The organism is Coleofasciculus sp. D1-CHI-01, assembly GCF_040218875.1.
Classification (GTDB): domain Bacteria; phylum Cyanobacteriota; class Cyanobacteriia; order Cyanobacteriales; family Coleofasciculaceae; genus Coleofasciculus.
The window spans coordinates 1-18,497 of record NZ_JAVJQP010000089.1; the positions used below are offsets into that span (position 1 = coordinate 1).

The 18,497-nt window shown below is 45.8% G+C and carries 17 protein-coding genes and 2 pseudogenes; 7 read left to right on the plus strand and 12 right to left on the minus strand.

Features of this window, described 5'->3' with window-relative positions; translation table 11 throughout:
• A partial coding sequence (locus RIB93_RS16240) for a tetratricopeptide repeat protein (protein WP_446373774.1) occupies positions 1–858 on the plus strand: 858 nt, incomplete at its 5' end.
• Positions 859–1,128: 270 nt separating this feature from the next.
• Here the strand turns inward: RIB93_RS16240 and RIB93_RS16245 are convergent.
• From RIB93_RS16245 to RIB93_RS16265, 5 genes are all read right to left on the minus strand, one after another.
• Positions 1,129–2,655 (minus strand): diguanylate cyclase domain-containing protein, encoded by a 1,527-nt coding sequence (locus RIB93_RS16245; protein ID WP_446373775.1) that lies wholly within the window; start codon positions 2,653–2,655, stop codon positions 1,129–1,131.
• A 704-nt stretch (positions 2,656–3,359) separates the two neighbouring features.
• Positions 3,360–4,439 (minus strand): MraY family glycosyltransferase, encoded by a 1,080-nt coding sequence (locus tag RIB93_RS16250; RefSeq protein ID WP_446373801.1) that lies wholly within the window; start codon positions 4,437–4,439, stop codon positions 3,360–3,362.
• A gap of 224 nt (positions 4,440–4,663) precedes the next feature.
• Positions 4,664–4,927, minus strand: coding sequence for a regulatory protein SipA (sipA, locus tag RIB93_RS16255; protein WP_446373776.1), 264 nt, complete (start codon positions 4,925–4,927; stop codon positions 4,664–4,666).
• A gap of 274 nt (positions 4,928–5,201) precedes the next feature.
• Positions 5,202–6,221: a sirohydrochlorin chelatase gene (locus tag RIB93_RS16260; RefSeq protein WP_446373777.1), complete on the minus strand. Its 1,020-nt coding sequence runs from the start codon at positions 6,219–6,221 to the stop codon at positions 5,202–5,204.
• Between the two features lie 55 nt (positions 6,222–6,276).
• Positions 6,277–6,573, minus strand: coding sequence for a hypothetical protein (locus tag RIB93_RS16265; protein WP_446373803.1), 297 nt, complete (start codon positions 6,571–6,573; stop codon positions 6,277–6,279).
• Between RIB93_RS16265 and RIB93_RS16270 the strand changes: the two are divergent.
• Positions 6,547–7,113: pseudogene (locus RIB93_RS16270) on the plus strand (RNA-guided endonuclease InsQ/TnpB family protein); the annotation flags it as partial. The gene RIB93_RS16265 and the pseudogene RIB93_RS16270 sit on opposite strands and share 27 nt — an antisense overlap.
• 20 nt (positions 7,114–7,133) lie before the next feature.
• On the opposite strand, the gene RIB93_RS16275 reads toward RIB93_RS16270, so the two are convergent.
• From RIB93_RS16275 to RIB93_RS16290, 4 genes and pseudogenes are all read right to left on the minus strand, one after another.
• On the minus strand, positions 7,134–8,105 hold the full coding sequence (locus tag RIB93_RS16275) for an NAD-dependent epimerase/dehydratase family protein (protein ID WP_446373778.1): 972 nt from the start codon (positions 8,103–8,105) through the stop codon (positions 7,134–7,136).
• Between the two features lie 204 nt (positions 8,106–8,309).
• The gene (locus RIB93_RS16280) at positions 8,310–8,966 is read right to left on the minus strand and encodes a Uma2 family endonuclease (RefSeq protein ID WP_446373779.1); all 657 of its coding nucleotides are present in this window, start codon (positions 8,964–8,966) and stop codon (positions 8,310–8,312) included.
• A gap of 263 nt (positions 8,967–9,229) precedes the next feature.
• Positions 9,230–9,658 (minus strand): annotated as a pseudogene (locus RIB93_RS16285) (Uma2 family endonuclease); the annotation flags it as partial.
• Between the two features lie 4 nt (positions 9,659–9,662).
• Positions 9,663–10,382 (minus strand): pentapeptide repeat-containing protein, encoded by a 720-nt coding sequence (locus RIB93_RS16290; protein ID WP_446373780.1) that lies wholly within the window; start codon positions 10,380–10,382, stop codon positions 9,663–9,665.
• Positions 10,383–10,393: 11 nt separating this feature from the next.
• On the opposite strand from RIB93_RS16290, the gene RIB93_RS16295 reads away from it, so the two are divergent.
• Positions 10,394–10,789, plus strand: a complete 396-nt coding sequence (locus tag RIB93_RS16295; RefSeq protein ID WP_446373781.1) for a hypothetical protein — start codon at positions 10,394–10,396, stop codon at positions 10,787–10,789.
• A gap of 98 nt (positions 10,790–10,887) precedes the next feature.
• Here RIB93_RS16295 and RIB93_RS16300 read toward each other — a convergent pair whose 3' ends face one another.
• The 3 genes from RIB93_RS16300 to RIB93_RS16310 form a co-directional block, all read right to left on the minus strand.
• Entirely contained in the window at positions 10,888–12,021 is a 1,134-nt protein-coding gene (locus RIB93_RS16300; protein WP_446373782.1) for a hypothetical protein, read from the minus strand.
• 29 nt (positions 12,022–12,050) lie between these two features.
• Positions 12,051–13,331, minus strand: a complete 1,281-nt coding sequence (locus RIB93_RS16305; protein WP_446373783.1) for an aminotransferase class I/II-fold pyridoxal phosphate-dependent enzyme — start codon at positions 13,329–13,331, stop codon at positions 12,051–12,053.
• A gap of 428 nt (positions 13,332–13,759) precedes the next feature.
• Positions 13,760–14,776, minus strand: a complete 1,017-nt coding sequence (locus RIB93_RS16310) for a LysR substrate-binding domain-containing protein (protein WP_446373784.1) — start codon at positions 14,774–14,776, stop codon at positions 13,760–13,762.
• 238 nt (positions 14,777–15,014) lie between these two features.
• On the opposite strand from RIB93_RS16310, the gene RIB93_RS16315 reads away from it, so the two are divergent.
• The 4 genes from RIB93_RS16315 to RIB93_RS16330 all read left to right on the plus strand — a co-directional run bounded on the left by RIB93_RS16315 (position 15,015) and on the right by RIB93_RS16330 (position 18,405).
• Positions 15,015–15,692 carry an NnrU family protein gene (locus tag RIB93_RS16315; RefSeq protein ID WP_446373785.1) on the plus strand — a complete coding sequence of 226 codons (678 nt, stop codon included), beginning with the start codon at positions 15,015–15,017 and terminating at the stop codon, positions 15,690–15,692.
• An 89-nt stretch (positions 15,693–15,781) separates the two neighbouring features.
• On the plus strand, positions 15,782–16,177 hold the full coding sequence (gene trxA / locus RIB93_RS16320; RefSeq protein WP_044205538.1) for a thioredoxin: 396 nt from the start codon (positions 15,782–15,784) through the stop codon (positions 16,175–16,177).
• Positions 16,178–16,610: 433 nt separating this feature from the next.
• Positions 16,611–16,985: a hypothetical protein gene (locus RIB93_RS16325; RefSeq protein ID WP_446354451.1), complete on the plus strand. Its 375-nt coding sequence runs from the start codon at positions 16,611–16,613 to the stop codon at positions 16,983–16,985.
• 127 nt (positions 16,986–17,112) lie between these two features.
• Positions 17,113–18,405 (plus strand): GUN4 domain-containing protein, encoded by a 1,293-nt coding sequence (locus RIB93_RS16330; RefSeq protein WP_446373786.1) that lies wholly within the window; start codon positions 17,113–17,115, stop codon positions 18,403–18,405.
• Positions 18,406–18,497: the final 92 nt, after the last annotated feature.

Below are 18,497 nucleotides of genomic sequence, written 5' to 3' on the forward strand. Positions count from 1 at the left end.
TTTATTTTGCGGAGTGGGATGGGGAATTATGTTGATGAGTTGCAGCAGTTAGCCCCGTTTCAGGATTATCCGTTTGAAGAGTTTGAGACGGCGATTCAAGAGGCGATTAATTGGGGGTTGTTGTCGAACCTCTCCCCCAGCCCCTCTCGATCCCCCCAACCCCCCTTAAAAAGGGGGGCTAATGAGAGACTGTTGCGGATTCAGCCGGTTTTTCCTTATTTCTTGCGGATGAAGCTGAATCAACAGGATGCAGCGATGCGGGAAGCCTTGCGGGAGGGGTTTAAACGTCACTATTTGGGGTTGGCGGGTGGTTATCAGCAGTGGCTGGAATCGAAGCAGGCGCAAGAACGACAACTGGGGATTTTCTTCTGTCAACTGGAGTATGAAAATCTCTATAATGCGCTGCAAATTTGTTTAGATAAACAGGAAACGGTGGATATCTTTTTCTGTTTGGCTGAATACTTTGTGCAGATTAATGATATTCAGAGTAATCTCAAACTCTCAGAATTCGTCTGTCAGGCACAAGCGGCATATCCGGCACAATTACACACAGGTAGAATTAGGTGGGAAATTGTTGTAGCACAGGAGTGGTTAGCCTCTTGTTACTTAGAAAGCCAGAATTATACTCAAGCTAAAGCTGCTTATCAGCAGGTGCTGGAACTTTACCAACAGCTTACTGGGGTAGAGGAAAGAGAGAAACAGCTTTGGATGGCTACAACCTATCAAAATTTAGGAATAGTTGCCGGAGAGTTACGGGAGTATAAGCCTGCATTGCACTACTATCAGGGAATGGGCGCACGTCGGGAGAGGGCGCACGTCGGGAGAGGGTGTCAACTTAAGCCACATTACCCACGATAGGATACTGGGTGTGGGGTATGGGGTGACCGGGTGTGGGGGAAAGCGAGCAATTTTGGCTCACTATGTATTAAAGTTTCCTGTTTGGAAAAAACGTGGATGAATAGGTGAGGTGAATGGTGGTAGGTATGAGGTTTTTTAGCCGACAACAGACAATTCCATCCCGACACCCGACACCCGACACCCTTGCTCAACCGAGCTTTCACCTTAAGTTGACACCAATGCACGTCGGTGCGCCCCTACACAAAACCATATCCTCCCCAGCTTCCCCGCTCAAACCTGAAAATCCGGGTCAGAGTTAGCGGAGAAAATGCGATCGCGTCCTAAGGCTTTGGCTTTGTAGAGGGCGCGATCGGCAAGTTGGACTAATTCACTGGACGAAAGTTGATGGGATGGAGTCGTTGTAGCGATTCCTAAACTGAGCGTTACCCAGGGATGAATCGGAGATTTGGCATGGGGACGCTTGAGTTTATCCATTTGGTAGCGGATTTTTTGGGCAACGATAAAAGCGCCTGGATTATCTGTATTGGAAAGAATCACAACAAATTCTTCACCACCATAGCGAGCGACTAAATCACTCGGTCGTTGAGCCGCTTGGCAGATGGCTTCAGCAACTTCTTTTAAACAATTATCCCCAACCCAATGACCGTAGGTATCGTTGTAGGCTTTAAAAAAGTCAATATCACACAAGATCAAGGATAGAGGAGTTAAGTTACGTCGAGAACAGATTAATTCCTCGGCTAAGACTTGATCGAAACGGCGGCGATTGGCAATTCCGGTTAAACTGTCTATTTTGACCAGTTTCTGTAGGTGTTGGTTATCTGTCTTTACTTTTTGATAAAGTTCTGACTGTTGAATCGCAATAGACACCTGTTTGACTAACTGGTTTAGACAATCAATTTCCCAAGTGTGCCATTGACGATTAGGGGTACAATGATGAGCGATAATTATCCCCCATAATCGATGGCAAACAGGAGACTGAGGTTTTTTTAGATCGGACTCACTGTTACAGATGGGTATCGCTAAAACAGATTGCTTGTGCAAATTGAACGATTTTGGTTTTAGGTTAGACGTTTTTTGATTGTTAACAACTTGAATGAACTGTTCATTGTAGGACAATATCTGAGGCAAATTTAAAAGTTCATGAATTGCCGGAATTTCCGGATAACTATTGCTATAGTCAGCCGCTACTAAAAGCATAGTAGGAGATTTATCTGCTTGATAGCGATAGATGAGAACCCGATCAGTTTTCAGGAATTGACGGATTTGGGTGACAGTGGTGTGTAAAATTTCTTCGAGATCCAATGAGCGTCGAATCTGCTCAACCATACGCTCTAAAATCCGCTCCCGTTTAGCCTGCTGTCGAATTGACTCGCGATCGCGTTCACGTTCAATGGCGTAGCGTATAGCACGGATCAAGTTTTCTCCATTAAATTGCCCCTTAATTAAATAATCTTGAGCGCCTTCACGAACCACTTTAATTGCCATATTTTGATCGTTGAGAGAGGTTAAAACAATAATCGGAGTCGTGGGCGCTTTTGCTTTGATTTGAATTACAGTATTTAATCCTTGGCTATCTGGAAGATTTAAATCTAATAAAATAACATCGAATCTAAACTCAATTAAATCTTTTATTCCCTCTCTCAATCGTTGAGCATGAGTCATGGCAAATTGATTATTGTTTACTCCTGAAAATAATTCTTGGATCAATTCAGCTTCTACACGATTATCTTCGATTAATAGAATTTTGATGGTTTTACTATTGAGTAAAACCGGTTGATTGCATTTTAGTCCAGTCATGATTATAATCCTATGAGTTATTAATTGGATCTAGAGTTTAGCTTAAATTTTTAAATTTTAAATATCATAAGGAGTCGGACAAAAATAAAGTTTAGGATTGAGACTGGGCGTCAAAGAATTGAGGACTCTTACAATTCTTAACTCAGTTAACAAGATTTACATCCAGGTAGTTCGTTAATTCATTCCGGTTAAAACCAATAAAAATACTTAAGCAGAGTATATGGCTTCCCGGCAAAAGCTATCTTAGAATCACACTGAATGAATAGGCTTGCCGTTACAAGATTAATACAGTCATATTTGATCAATTCTGGATTATGAATCTGGAAACATGAACTTAAGATTTTCAGGTGATTCCTAAATTTCAAATTTCAGAGTAACATCCGACTCCTGTAAATATCACTAACTTAAGAGAGAAATTCGGTATAAGAGACGCGCCAGGACTCCAAGGCAGAAGGTTATTACTGGTACGTGGTTGTTTCAGTAATTCAATCTGTCCTAACCTTTACGGCGACAGCTATAAATTCCTCAACAAGGGTAATTTTTCCGCCCCCTGCACTTGCCAGACAACCTTATAGAAACGTAGCCTATACGTCCTTACACTATTGCTTTTCAGCTTAAGTTAATACCAATGCACCCAAAATCACCCTTATAATATAGCGTTTAGCGTTTGACTTTTGAGGTTCTGGGAATTTGTACCAGCCTTTTCATTTTGCCTGTAGTCTTTGCCAAAGGGTAAAACCAAGAAGAATAATTATACTACCACTTGTAACAATAATCACCATTGAGGTCATACCTTGCAGTTTCATCGCCAGTCCGTTACATACCAAAGTCACCCCCCAAAGGATCAAAGCAGCATGACGTTGGGACAAACCCCAAGCTAGTAAGCGGTGATGTAAGTGATCTTTGCCTGGAGTTTTCAGTGGGTTTTTTCCCGCCATGAGTCGCCGAACAAATACCTGAGTCGTATCTAGCACAGGCAATAATAAAAAGAATGCGGGCGGTACTAGAGCAAATACCGTCGTCACTTTCAGGTTGCCTAAAATACTGGTTGCGGCTAGCACATAGCCAAAAAAGTAAGCCCCCGCATCTCCCATAATGATTCGGGAGGGATAGAAATTGTGTCGCAAAAATCCCAGTGCAGCACCTCCTAAGGCTGCCAAAAGTAAAGTGGCGGCGGCTCTGGTTTCAAACTGCGCCGAAACTGCCAACAAACTCATGGCGGTAATGAAGCTGATCCCACCCGCCAAACCATCCATTCCATCCATTAAATTAATCGCATTGGTAATTCCCACCACCCACAACCAGGTCAACACAATGGAGAATATCGGGTCAATGGGAGTGCCAAAAGGCGTTTCGATGCGGATATCGCTGGCAATCAGCAAGAGGGCGGTAAGGGTTTGACTAAACAGGCGTACATACGCAGGTAGACCAAATTGGTCATCGATAAAGCCGACGAGGACGAGGATTGAACCACCGAGCAAAATCGTCAGCACTTGGGCTAAGACGCCTTCGATGACAATGGGTCTTAATAGAGTCGCTAAGACTAGCGCCGCCATGACACCCGCATAAATTGCCAATCCACCCGCGTTGGGTAGGGGTTCTTGATTGAGTCGTCGGGCATTTGGTTGATCCGCCCACCCCACTTGCAGAGCAAATGAGCGCACTGCTGGAATCAAACACCACGTTACCCCCCAGGCTAACCCGAAGGTGAATATAACTGCTAGCCAGCCACTGCCAGTAGGGTTAGCAATGCCGAGAGACTCTAGGAAGCTGTACAAATCTATCTCCCACTTCACGCTCAGACTGCCAATTATTATTATTCTCAACTGTACAGGAATCAATTCGGCAAAGTGCTACTGCAATTTTGGACATTGGTTTGGTGTAGTAGTACTTACCGGACACCATTGTATTGATCCGGGTTGTTGTAGCTCATACTAAATTCAGGTAAATGTCTCCCGTTTAGGTAGGGACAAGGCTCTAAGGCATAAGGTAGAAGGCTCGGAGCCGATTATTCGGGAGAGGACGAGGGCGGATTGGGATCAGAATGCTGATTACTCTCTACTGTCTCAAGGTATTGACTATCTAGTAAAAAAGCGCCCTTAGAAAAGCGAACTCCCCAATATCCTCCGGGACGCCGATCAAGGATCACCCCTTCTTCACCAATGCTAATCACGTCCGGAGGTCGCAGCATCGGCATAGGTTCGGCTGTTTTAACATAGCGGGGTAGGGCAATTAGGCGAACGCGATCGCCAACTTTAAATTCTTCAGACATATTACTCGGTATGGGTCAGTGCTGATCAGTTCCTAGCTTATGACGAGATCTTGCCACACGGGTAATAAATCTTAAGATACCTTCTGGCGATCGCGCTCCTGATCAATTAAACAAACCTCGGTCATTCTTGTGTAGGGGCGACCCGCCTCCACAAATCAACAACTGTATCCACTCAATTGGCTCGGGTCGCCCTTTCCTCAACCGTTGGTGTCAGAACATGACCGATCATGAATCATTAGCAAAAACCAATGACATAAGCCATAAGACAACCAATTTAAGGAACTTGCCAAATGCGCTGATGGTAAGCTTCGGGATCAGCGCAAGGATCAGGAGGAGACTCCGAGTGATTGTGGTTATGGTGATGATGATCATGGTGATGACCGTGATCATGCTCATGAGTGTGACCCGTATTATCCCCCACTGCCGCTAACCGGAACTTACACAACTCACAATTCATCTGCACCTGTCCCAGTTGCGTCTCGATTTCTCGTTCCCGCAATACCGACAGTAATTCCGGTTGAATACCCATTTCGGGTAAACAGGTCATAGAAATGTCCGGATATTGCTCCTGCTGCTGCGCGGTGATATCAAATATTTTTTTCACCAGCACCCCGGTAAACAGGAAGTAAGGCAGAACAATAATCCGCTTGGGCTGGAAGAGTCGAGCGCGATGGAAGCCTTCCTCTAAACGGGGATGAGTAATCCCAATAAAGCAGATTTCAACCGTTTTGTAGCCACTGCCTTCCCAGAGCAGACGCGCTAATTTGTAAACATCACCATTGGCATCGGGATCACTAGAACCACGACCAACGACCAGCAGCACCGTTTCACTTCTGGGAATTGAGGACATTGAATTGTTCTCTGATGGTTGATCCAGGTCAGCCAGTCGCCGATGCCATAACTCCAGAATTGCCGGAGTAATACCAAAGTGACGCCCATAATGGAATCGGATTTGCGGATGTCTGGCTTTAGCGCGGTCTAACTCATTGGTGACATCAAATTTATTATGTCGCGCCGCAAACAGCAAAATCGGCAACACGGAGAATTCTGTATACCCTTGTGCCACACATTGGTCTACACCCTCCTGAATACTGGGAGTGGTTAATTCCAGAAAACAAGGAACAACCGGGCGAGACGAGTCTAACCCTTGATAGGCGTGGGCAAAATCCAGAAACCCCTGACGCCCCTGCATATCGCGGCTACCGTGACCAATCATTAACAGGGGGCGGTTAAGGGGGAGTGGTGGCAAAGAAAGTGAATCTGGGCTGAAATGAGTCGTGTCTACAGTCGGCATTAAAAATAAACTCCCTTCCCGTGCGAGGCAGGAATATAGGGTGGACAAGCAACAGCTAGGTATTCTGGCTTAGGCGAAAGGTCAGCGAGGTTTGTAGTTGCGCTTTAGCGCCATCAGCGTAGAAGCACCGACGACAAACCCGGAAAAAGCGTACCATTTCATCCTTGACAGTTGCCGCACAGCCCCGGAGTTTCACCGGAGTTTCCCCAAGCGGTTGCCATTCAATTGTGCCTTGATATCTTATCCGATTCGTCAACCCGTCAAAATCCAGGGTAGGGGGTTTTTCCCTAGCTTGTAGTTGTAGTGGCGTGGCACAGCTAAAATTGTGAAACGCAAGCTTAAATTGCTGCAACAAAGGGTGTCCAGAAAGCGGTTAGGGAGTAATAACCGCCAAAAAGCACTCTTCAAAGTAAGCCGATTGCATGAACGGATAGCCAACATTAGGAAAAATTATCACTGGAAGCTAGCACATAATCTGTGTGATTGGGCGGGTATGATATTCGCCGAATCACTCAACCTAAAAGCATTAGCCAAAGGAATGTTAGGTAAACACTGCCTGGATGCTGGTTGGGGTCAATTCCTCCAGATACTAGAGCAGTGCTGCTTTAAACGTGGGGTATTTTTCTTAAAAGTGGATGCCAAGAAAACGAGTCAGATATGCCCCAACTGTCTAACAGAAACGGGTAAGAAGCTACTATCTGAGCGCGTCCATTCATGCCATCACTGCGGCTACACAACTGATCGAGATGTTGCAGCCGCCCAAGTAGTCTGCATTCGTGGACTTGCAGCCGTGGGACACACGGTTGACCCTGAGCGAAGCCGAAGGGTCAAGATGCTTTCTGAGGGTAAATTCATAGGAATCCCTACGACGGAAGAATCACCCGCGCTTTAAGCCGGGTGAGTGTCAACCATCTAGGATTGGGTTTTCATGATCCTGACAATCTCACTGAGGGTTTGGGATACCGATCGCGGATTCCAGCCTAAGTCTTGACGCGCTTTGGTTGCATCGACACGCACGCACCGATCATAGACGTAATGCACCCGTTCCCGACTCAGGGGCGGTTGCCAATTCAACAGGCGTCCGATGGGGTCAAGGAGGTTTCCAGCGAGTCTCACCAGGGGTTTGGGGGCTTCCGCCGGAACCGGAATTCCGGTGTCTTGACTGAGAAGGGTGAACATGTCACGGGTGGAAAGATCACCCGCCGAAATGATATATTTTTCTCCAGGTTGACCTTTTTGGGCTGCCAGAATCATGGCGTTGGCTAAGTCATCGACATGGACAATTCCGGTAATGCGATCGCCCCCCGCCCACACTTTTAAGCCGCCTTTGAGAAATTGCTTGAGTACAGGACCAAAATGGGGGTCATCTGCACCAAAGATACCAGAGGGGAGGATACTCACCACGGGTAAGCCTTGGGCGGCAAATTGGTCTACAATTTTTTGGGCTTGGTATTTGGTGCTGTCATAAGCGCTAGAAAAGTCGGTTTGTTGGCGTTGGAAGGTTTCATTGACGACTTGACCTTTGGTGTCACCAAAAACGCCAATAGTGCTACAGTAGACGAGTTTAGATACACCAACGGCTTGAGCCACCTCTAAAACAGCACGGGTTCCCTCAACATTCACCCGTTCCATTTCCCTGACATCCACGAGTCCTAATTCCACATAAGCGGCGGTGTGAAATACCCAGTCTACCCCAGTCATGGCTGTTTTTAGGGCGTCGCGATCGCTAATATCGCCGTAAACCAGTTGGACTTGGCAATCCGAGAGACGCTGAAGGTTGCTAGACTTGCGGACAAAACCGATAACGGTATCCCCCCGTTGTTCTAAAGCTTTCACTAAATGAGAACCGGTAAATCCGTTGGCTCCGGTGACTAGGGCTTTCATCACACCTCCTGGCTTTTAACTAACACTTAGGTTGAATGGTACTGACTTAAAAGGAATATTGCTGACTCGTGTAGCCAGGAAATAAATTTCCGGCTGAAAGCTAAAGTAAGCTATAGCTTACTGGGGAAGCCTTTGAACCCGTTTCAACGGGTTTAAGCTCTTAGCCCGGAGTTTGAACTCCGGGATCTCCTCCGGGCAGATTTTCTATTGATTTTGTAAAAGTTCTCGAATTCGTTGGCGAAACAACCGCACCGCTGTTCGCTGTCCTTGGGTATTACTTTGTTCAATAAAACCAGGAATCTCGGTTACGGGTAAAAAGGGAAACGTCATGCTTTGTTCTCTCTGTTCATATTCTCCCTCGACTAATTGATAAACCTGGAGAGTTTGACGAGTATATCTCCACAATTCCGGAACACCCAGCGCCGCATAAATGGATTGTTTATCGACAGAGGAACTGGTATAATCTGACTCAATCGCTAAATCAGGTGGTGGGTCAATTTCCAGATTGATTCGTCTACCTCTGACTCGTGATTCATTTTGGATATAGAAGCAGCTATCCGGCTCAATAAAACGAGTTAAATCGTCGCGCTTCAAGCTCAATGAACCTAGACTTCTAAGTTCGATACCCAATTCATCGACTATGGCTGTCACAAAGTCTTCAAGCAGTCGTTTGGGTTCTTCATGGTCTTCCAGTGGCATTCTAATTTCTAATACTCCCTGGTCATAAGCCATTCTACAGGCTCGGTCTTCACCAATTTCCGCCAGTAATGTCTTAAAGGTTTGCCAGCTAACGCCTTTTAAGGTAACGACTGGTTCAGCGCCCCTTTTCTGGGATTGAGGCGTTGGTGTTGCTGTTGTCATAGTGAACTGCCCTTGATACCTTGATTCAATTGTAGTCCCTGCCTAAGCTGGGCGTAACTATCGTCTTGATCGAACTAGAAGTTAGAGCATTGATCAATAAAATATAATACCAGGTAGGGTGGGTTAGGCGGTAATTCAATTCAAAAAATCACCATTTAAGTTGGTGTCCGCCGTAACCCACCAATCACAAGGCTTGTAGTATATTAATTAACAATAGTGTGGAAATTGGCGCAAAGGGATTTTCGCGATCGCACACCTGTAATTTACAAACGCTGTCCCAATTTCAGCCAGGAGAATACCTGTTCAATAGTTAGCTGTAGATTGAGGAAATCTGGCACAGGTAGCCTATCCTCTGGTTGTCGCATAATTTCTGGTAATTGATTGGGATAAAAACAGATTACGGCTTTCTCATCGGGGTCAATCAACCACCCCAATCTGGTTTGATGTCTGAGACAGAATAAAATATTATCTGTTACCTTTGTTTGTGACTGGTCTGGTGAGAGGATTTCAATTGTCCAATCTGGGGAACATTCAAATACGTTTGCCACTTCTCCATCAGCATCGAAGGGAATTCTCTCCCATTGAAATACTGCAACATCTGGCACAATAGAGCGTCCGCCAAACGTGCAGCGCAATTCGGGGAAAGCATAAGCTATTTTTTCAGGAAATCCCACCTCGTTTATTGTGTGGGCGAATCTAGAACACATAGTCAGAATCATTGTAAACGATACCATCTTCACAAACTGTACCATCAGGCATTATTGCTCCCCTTACATCTGCCTTTCTCTCCTCAACACCACTCGTATTACTAATAAATTGCACATCAGTTAAGTCAGCGCCCATCAAATCAGCATATTGAAGAGAAGTATCATCTAATTTAACAGAACTCAGGTTAGCATCTTTGAGAACAGCATAGCTGAGATTAACCTGTCTCAAATCTGCACCACTTAAATTGATACCACTTAAGTTCATATAACTCAGATCGGTATTGCTCAAATTTGCTCCACTTAGATTAGCGCTAGTTAAGTTAGCTGTTTTGAGATGGGCATGGCTAAGGTTGGCATGGCTAAGGTTGGCATAGCTGAGGTTAGCATGGCTAAGATTTGTTTTGCTCAAGTTAGCCTTATTAAGGTTGGCTCGACTTAGGTCAGCATCAATGAGGCAGGTGGCTTCTAATAAAGCACCAGTGAGATTTGCATCAATCAGCTTAACTTCACGGAGATCTGCCCAACTGAGATCTGCTTTCGTTAGTGTGGCATTTGTCAAGTCCGCTTTTCTTAAGTTTGCCCTAACCATTTTGGCATTATTTAAGTCTGCTGATTTTAAAACTGCCTCACTTAGATTTGCCCAATTAAGTTCTGCCTTTATGAGATAACTATTGCTAAAGTCGGCTTCAATCAATTCTGCATAGGTCAACGTTTGAGAGCATGATACCTACTTTAGTAAACAATCAGGGTAAACCACTGCCTTGGGTATGTACATGCAACGACTTTAACTGGCCCCGACAAATTCGCCCTGGTCAATCTCTGCTCGAATTGGCAGCAACGCACGATATTGGGATTTATGGAACTCACCGGGCACTAACAGACTGTCAACTTATCGCCGCCCTTTTTGATCGTATGGAAAATTTGCCAGCTATGTTTGCGGAAGCATTGAGACCTAAAGCTGTCTTTAAAGCTCTTGTCACCTATCACGAAAAAGAACAAGCCAAAAAAGAGGGTTTCAAGTGGATTCCTCAGCGAACAAGCTGGGAACGAAAAATGGCGATAGAGGATAGTAAAAAACTCCCTTTCCAAGTTGAACTCTTAGAAGTCTGTCAATAATTCAAAGTCGGAATAGAGTAGCCTTATCCGAAAGAGTAGGAGTAGAAGTCGGATATGTTTAGGGTGGGCATTGCCCACCCTACTCAAAAAGCTTAAGTCTACAATGTTTTTTCATAAATTCGATACGTTTTATAAATTGTTCCCCCCGATGCTTCGATCAACTTACGAGACGGAAAATTATCTTCCCAAACCCAACCCAATTCTGCCCGCTTATAGGGCTTGCCCTTCTTAATTCCCCCTTGCATTCCCAAATAAATTAACGCCAGCGGCACCATTTTGCGGCGATATTCTGGCAATGAAGCAATCGCAATCACCCGTCCTTGGTCAATCTGGCGACGATACCAGAGAAACTTAATAATTCCCAGCCAGTTGAGTTTCCCGTTAACGTGTTTTAGGGGAATATTATAGTCCGGTAATCCCATAAAAAAGCCGATCATTTCACCCTTGTCTTCGGCAATAGGAAAAACATCTGGATCAACTAACGTCTGTAATGACTTGGCTTCTTCTAGAAATTCCGCCTCCGTTCTCGGTGCAGAACTCCAATTATTGGCAAAGGCACGGTTAAAAAGGTGATAAAGACTGATACAATCTTGTTCAAATCCTTCCCCTTTAGTTCTAATCGGACGAAACGTGATACCCGATTTACAGGCAATCTGATAGGCTTTCTTGAATTTATCCGATAAGGGCTTATCTAAAGGAAAATCATAAGCATAAGTATCCTTGGCTTTCTGCCAGCCATCTTTTTCCAGAAATTCAGGATAGTAGGGAGGGTTATAGGGCATCATCACCATGGGAGGTGTATTAAAACCATCGACCAAAAATAAACAATTATTGTGAGTTGATAAATCAATCGGTCCCCGCGCCACAGTCATCCCTTGTTCCCGTAACCACTGACAAGCCGCATTCAGGAGAGATTTCGCGATCGCGAAATCTGGGACACACTCAAAAAATCCAAATAAACCAACCGTTTTCCCCTCTCGTTCAATTAACCGTTGATTCACCGCCGCCACAATTCGCCCCACCGCTTGGGAAGGGTGGGACGAGTCGAGGGCAATAAATTGCTGTAATTTGCCGTAGCCAAAAAAGGGATTATCGGGGGCAAATTGCTTCGCTACATCGCTACGCAGGGGTGGCACCCAATTGGGGTTATTCCCATAGACTCGTGCCGGTACATCCAGAAACAAGTCCTGGTCGGCTGGAGTGGCTACAGTGCGAATTTTGTCATTTGTCATTCGTCAAATAACCAATAACCCAAGACGAGTTAGGCGCTGATCATGGGTTTATATAAAAAATCTCGTGTTGCTACCATGGCGGCGACTAATTTATCCATTTCCTCCTTAGTATGCAGAGCATTTGCCGTCATTCGGATACGGGGTTTGGCAATAAACCAAATGGGTGATACCCAAATGCCATGATTCTCTAACATGTACTGACCAAACAATTTCGGATTAATTTCTGAGGGTAAAATAACCGGGATAACGTTCGTTTCACCAATGGCATCAAATCCGGCTTCGACTAAGCGCGATCGCAAGTAGCGAGTATTTGCCTGAAGCTTTTTCACCATGTCGGGATGACGGCGCACCTGACGAATGCTCTCTAAGGCGGCGGCTGCTAGAGGTGGCGACAAGGAAACGGTGCCGATAGACGTGGGAGAAACATTTAATAAGGGAATCAATTCTGCCAGAGGACTGCTAATTGCCGCCCCGGCTGATGCGGCAAACTTGGAAAATGTGGTCATAATCAGCGGCACAACACCTTGCTCCATGGTGTATTGGGGTAGGATGCCAAAATGCTCGTAGATGCCGCCACCTGTCGCCCCAATCGCCCCACTGGCATGAGCTTCATCCATCACCAAGACACTGCCTTCGTAATGTCGCAGCACCTCGATCATATCGGGGAGGGGGGCAATATCCCCATCCATTGAGAACACTGCATCAGAAATCACCATAATTCGATCTTGGGGACGAGCATAGCGACGCAGTTTCCGCGATAAGTCCTCTACATCACAGTGGCGATAGGCTCTCACCCGCACACGCGGACTATGACCAAATAACTTTCCAGAACGAGTTCCCGCGTTGACGACGGCTGAGAGAATACAGCCATGGTTGAGGACATCAGTCAAAATTAATGTCTCACGGGTATGCTGAAAGCCAGGAACGGGAATAGCCAAATGGCAGAACGCATCCATTAGGGCTTGCATTGCCATCCACGCATTCAAAAAGAGTTGGGTATGGGGTAGGTGCTTAAACTCCGAAATCTCTTGCTCGAGCTGCCGATGCAAATCGATGCGACCACTCAGGACTGAGGTTGAACTGTTAGACGTACCGTATTGAAAAATAGCATCAACCGCTGCTTGGCGAACCGCCTCGTTCTGAACCAGACCCAAGACATCATTCGTACAGAACGTGAGAACCGTCTGACGCTGTCCTGTGGCGACTGATTCTATCTCGACTAAATTCCCCTGCTTTTGATGGCAAACATATTCGTCGGGCGCTAATCCACTTTCGTACCACCGCTGAACGTACTCTTTGACAACTTCCACAACCTTACTCCTCTCACCTTTTCCTAGATAGACTACCGCTTCTAGCTAAAAATGTGTGTTTTTCTCTCAACTTTAAGTGATTATCCCGACTGAATATCAAGCTCCATGTTGGCGATTTTATAGAGTACACGGTAATCCTATATAATACGGGGTGATTGGACAGGGCGGCTTATGACAGACAATAATGCTGGCACATTGGCGATCGCTCTCGTTAGTGCTTTTTTGATTTCTGCTCTAGCAGGGTAGCATAAAACGCCACCCCCTGCGGGATTTGTTTTAATCCAAGCCTCCGGAATACCCCACAGACAATTCATTCCCGAGTAGAGGCACGACATATCGTACCCCTACAGGTAGCTTAATCTTGCTCCTACACTCTCACACCTATACACTCAGGCAATTTCAACCGAAAACCTTTCGAGCAATCTTCCTTAACCTGTCGGTTGAGACGATGCAGGTTGAGACGATGCCGAATTCAATTTAGGAGCAGTTATTGGCGGCGAGGACGGTGGTTTTTCTTCCCATCCTGGAGGCGCAAACTGGGGCAAAATTTCCCGGCTGAAGGCTTCGGCGGCTTTGGAACGGTAGCGATGGGGATTGACGATTAAAGACAGCGTTCGCTTCACCACGACGCCTTCTATTGTTGCTCGGTGTAAGACACCCATTTGCAATTCTTTTTCGATGGCTGAAATAGATACAAACGCTGCACCCAATCCCGATTGCACGGCGTTTTTAATTGCCTCAATTGAGTTGAGTTCCATCTCAATCTTCAGGCGTCGGGTATCAATATCACAGCGCGTGAGAACCTGGTCGATTACCTTACGAATCGTGGATTGGGAGTCGAGTGCAATAAATTGTAACTTATACAAATCCTCCTTATGCACGGTTCCCACCTTTGCCAGGGGGTGGAAGGCGGGTAAAATGAACGCCAACTCGTCTTCCGAGTAGGGCATAATATGTAAAGTTTCTTGAAGTTCCGTGGGGACTTCACCGCCAATGATGGCTAAATCAACCTGTCCATTGGACACAGACCAAGAAGTACGGCGCGTTGAGTGGACTTGTAATTGTACCGACACATCCGGATACTGCTGTCGAAACAAGCCAATCATTCGAGGTAAGAGATAGGTTCCCGTGGTTTGAGAGGCGCCCACAATCAGCGTCCCACCCTGGAGATTCTGTAAATCCTCAATCGCCCGACAGGTTTCCTGACAAAGGGTGAGAATTTTTTCACCGTAGCTTAGGAGTAAGTGTCCGGCTTCTGTCAATTGAGCGCGACGCCCGCCTCGGTCAAATAAGGGGACATCAAGCTGTCGTTCCAAGTTTTGCACTTGTAAACTCACAGCCGGTTGGGAAACGTACAAACTATCCGCCGCACGTTTAAAACTCCCCTCAGAAGCGATTGCTTTGAGAATCCGGAGTTGATCGAGAGTGAAAGGAAGGTCAGACATAGGAGCTAAACCATCAAAAAAGGAGCAATAACAGGCAATCCCAGGGGGGTTGAAGATGGGATTTAACCTCAACGATAGTAGGAATTGCCAACAACGAACGTGTAAACCTGTGCCTGAAATCGACAGTAACACAACACGGGATCAAGTCCTTGAGTATTCTTGCTAGGATGAATTGGGCAACGAATCAACATCAGGATATATGGGGGTCTGGACTAACGTGACATTCAGTCATTGGGTAATGGCTGGACTACTTTTGGGATTTGCGATCGCGCATAGTGGTCTAGCTGCACTGCGACCTTGGGCTGAACAACGGATTGGCGCGAGGTTCTATCGAATTTTATTTGCTCTGGTTAGCCTATCTCTTGCTGTTGTATTAATTATTTACTTTTTCAACCACCGCTATGATGGGATTCAATTGTGGCGGGTGCAGGGAATTCCGGGGATCAAACCCTTAGTCTGGTGGCTTTCAGCGGTTTCTTTTTTGTTTCTCTACCCCGCCACATTCAATCTGTTAGAAATCGCCGCCATCCAGAAACCCCAAGTTCATCTCTACGAAACCGGAATCATTCGGATTACCCGACATCCGCAAATGGTGGGACAGGTGATCTGGTGTATTGCTCACACCCTCTGGATTGGCACTAGCTTCACTCTACTCACCTCGGTAGGATTAATTTTGCACCATTGTTTTGGCGTTTGGCATGGGGATCAACGGCTTTCCAATCGCTATGGCGACGCCTTTGAGTCTGTCAAAGAGCGTACCTCGGTTTTTCCTTTCCTAGCGCTAATTCAGGGACGCCAAACCCTGAAATGGGAAGAATTTATCCGTCCCGCCTATCTTGGGGTAATTGGCTTTGTCGGCTTGTTGTGGTGGGCGCATCCCCTACTTATGCGAGCAACTGCCCAAATAAATTGGTAAAATTAGCGGATTTGTTGTTCAAATAATCCCAATTCGATGTAGCATGATCCCAAGGAAGCGAGTAAAAATTCAATAGAATTCGAGGGATCATGGTGTTGTCGGTGAACGAGCAGACGTTTAAGCAATACGTTTTAGAAAACTCCAAGATGGTTCTGGTTGATTTTTGGGCACCTTGGTGTGGGCTGTGTCGCCTAATCCAGCCAATCTTGGAGGACGTACAGCAGGAATGGAGCGATCGGATTGAAGTGGTGCGGGTGAATGCGGATAATAGTCTCAGGCTTGCCAGTACCTATCAACTCAAATCTTTACCCACCTTGCTCTTATTTGAAAACGGTCAGTTAGTGGAGCGATTAGAAGGCTTTCAAGGACGAGATGACTTGCGCTTGGCGATTCAAAATCTGATCGGGAACAATCAATCGCAGTTTTCCGCCTCTATTGGCGGAGGTTTAACTCATACTACCAGTGCAACTCAATCAGCCGCCTAGCTAGTGCAAAAAAGCAGGAGGCAGTGGTTCGACAGGCTCACCAACCAGGTAGGAGGTAGGAGGGGAGAAAGCTTATACAGTTAAGATTTGCAATCTACAAAACTTAGTACAGTGCCGTGTCAACCCTCTGTTGCGGGAAAATTCGGCACTTAGGTCGGTGAAAATTCCAGGAGGCAAGAGGGTGATTGTGTAAAAACCTTGCACTTGTTGGGTGAAAGAATGGCTTGTTGGGTGAAAAAATGGCTTGAAACCCAAATCTTGTCTACTTTCCTAACGAGTGTAGCAAGCCCTAACTAAGGCATAGTGCGATCGGGTAAACGCTCCGTGATTGAGAATCTGGATTGAAGATGAGAGTCAACTGCATAAGTTGGTTCCCCATGAGAGATAGAACGCAGTGAAGCTTACCCAAAGTAATACGAAAAGGATAAAAGCCATGAATATCCTAGTCAAAATCACCTTAGTGACTCTAGCTACAACCACTACAGCAGGGACATGGTTAGGGTTCTGTCCAGCGACCCAAGCAGAAACCCGGAAAGTCAGGATTTGTCGTCCCACCCAGGAAGTTCGGGTTGTGCAAGACGCGGCTGCTCACCCAGGTGCTTACCGAGATGGCTACCGGGAGGGTCAACAAAGTGCTAGCAAAGACGAACCTTTTGAACCTCGAACGGCGGGAGGTGAATTTGCTCGTGGGTTTGAGGATGGTTATTACGGTCGTCCTTTTACAGGTCAGCAATACGAAGTACAGGATCGCACGGAAACTTATACAACTCAACAATGTGAGACCATCACCATTGAAGAGGATGAGTAACTCTCTAAAACGAGAATCCGCGATCGCTAGTATTCTCTTTAGTGCAGCTTGGCTCCAAAAACCTATCAATTTACACTTGTACTAGGCTAACACTCTATCTCTCTACATCCGATTAAGTGTAACTAAAATGAATTATTTCCCCACTCTACTCAGCATGACAACGGTTGTAGCCAGCATACAGCCTCAAATCGTGGCGGCTTTACCCTTCTCTGAAATAAACCAGATTGCTCAAGAGATTACCGTGCAAATCGAAAGTTCTGGAGGTATTGGTTCAGGGGTAATCATTAACCAAGAAGGGAATACCTACTCCGTTCTCACCACCCAATCAGTCGTCCAAGAGATCACGCCTGATCAGCCAGTTTATATTACCACCTCTGATGGCGAAGTCCATCCCCTCGAATTCAGAACTCTACAAAAACTGCCACAAGTCGATTTAGCTGTAGTCCAATTCACTAGCGATCGCACCTATAAGTTAGCCGCAATCGGAGACTCTGATCGGATTACTCAAGGCAGTGTCGTTTATGTAGGCGGATGGTCTCAACCTGGAGGAGCCATCTCCCAAAGCATTTTTGAGATTACTGATGGTAAGATTTCTAGTCGTTTACCGGAGCCATTAGACAATGGTTATGCCTTAATTTATACCAACCTAACTCGGATGAGTATGATCGGTAGTCCACTCTTAAATGAACAGGGACAATTAGTCGGAATTCATGGTCACGTTGAGAGCGATTCTCAGGAAGAACCCAGTGCCACTAAACCAGGTTTTAACTTGGGAATTCCCTTAAAAACCTTTTTAGATCGGGCTCCATCCATGAATTTAAGTCTTAATTTACCCCCCTTATTAACAGATGACCCGCCGCTTGTTTCCCAAACCACATCAACCAACTATACAACCCTGCGTGACTTATTGGCAGATCAACAGTGGCAACAGGCTGACAACTTGACCTTTGATGTCATGGTAGCTGTTGCTGGGATGCAAGTGACAAATCTAGGTAGGGACAGCCGACTTGACATTGAACAAGTTCCCTGTGAAGATTTAAAAATCATTGATGCACTTTGGCTTAAATACAGCAATGGGCAGTTTGGCTTCAGTGTACAAAAAAATATTTGGGAAAGTCTTGAAAGTCATGATGCACCCACTTGGACAACCTATGATCGCTTTGGTGAGCAGGTGGGATGGCGATCAAATGGCTCATGGCTCCAAACTAATCAATTTGTAACCTTCGATCTCTCGGCACCACCGGGACATCTTCCTGCAGCGATAACAGAAATGCAAGGCAAATTTCTTTCGCAATATCATTTTTCTCAAGGCTGTGAAGGAGGTGTATTGTGTGGTATTGGTGAGGTTGTCAAACATGGGCAAGGTATACTGTTTTCTCACGCCGCTGCTTGCAACTTAGACTCAAGCCTTGATAGGTGAAAAAACCTGACACAGTAGATTGAACTTTGGGGCTGTTCTGTAAACCAGCCTCGTGTAAGAAGGCAGAAATAACTGAACAGCTAATATCTTCC

Bases quoted from the DNA above. Each gene is read 5' to 3' on its own strand.
- RIB93_RS16245 (WP_446373775.1), bottom strand. From the start codon at position 2,655: ATGACTGGACTAAAATGCAATCAACCGGTTTTACTCAATAGTAAAACC.
- sipA (WP_446373776.1), bottom strand. From the start codon at position 4,927: ATGTCTGAAGAATTTAAAGTTGGCGATCGCGTTCGCCTAATTGCCCTA.
- RIB93_RS16260 (WP_446373777.1), bottom strand. From the start codon at position 6,221: ATGCCGACTGTAGACACGACTCATTTCAGCCCAGATTCACTTTCTTTG.
- RIB93_RS16275 (WP_446373778.1), bottom strand. From the start codon at position 8,105: ATGAAAGCCCTAGTCACCGGAGCCAACGGATTTACCGGTTCTCATTTA.
- RIB93_RS16280 (WP_446373779.1), bottom strand. From the start codon at position 8,966: ATGACAACAGCAACACCAACGCCTCAATCCCAGAAAAGGGGCGCTGAA.
- RIB93_RS16295 (WP_446373781.1), top strand. From the start codon at position 10,394: ATGATACCTACTTTAGTAAACAATCAGGGTAAACCACTGCCTTGGGTA.
- RIB93_RS16300 (WP_446373782.1), bottom strand. From the start codon at position 12,021: ATGACAAATGACAAAATTCGCACTGTAGCCACTCCAGCCGACCAGGAC.
- RIB93_RS16310 (WP_446373784.1), bottom strand. From the start codon at position 14,776: ATGTCTGACCTTCCTTTCACTCTCGATCAACTCCGGATTCTCAAAGCA.
- RIB93_RS16315 (WP_446373785.1), top strand. From the start codon at position 15,015: ATGGCTGGACTACTTTTGGGATTTGCGATCGCGCATAGTGGTCTAGCT.
- trxA (WP_044205538.1), top strand. From the start codon at position 15,782: ATGGTGTTGTCGGTGAACGAGCAGACGTTTAAGCAATACGTTTTAGAA.
- RIB93_RS16325 (WP_446354451.1), top strand. From the start codon at position 16,611: ATGAATATCCTAGTCAAAATCACCTTAGTGACTCTAGCTACAACCACT.
- RIB93_RS16330 (WP_446373786.1), top strand. From the start codon at position 17,113: ATGAATTATTTCCCCACTCTACTCAGCATGACAACGGTTGTAGCCAGC.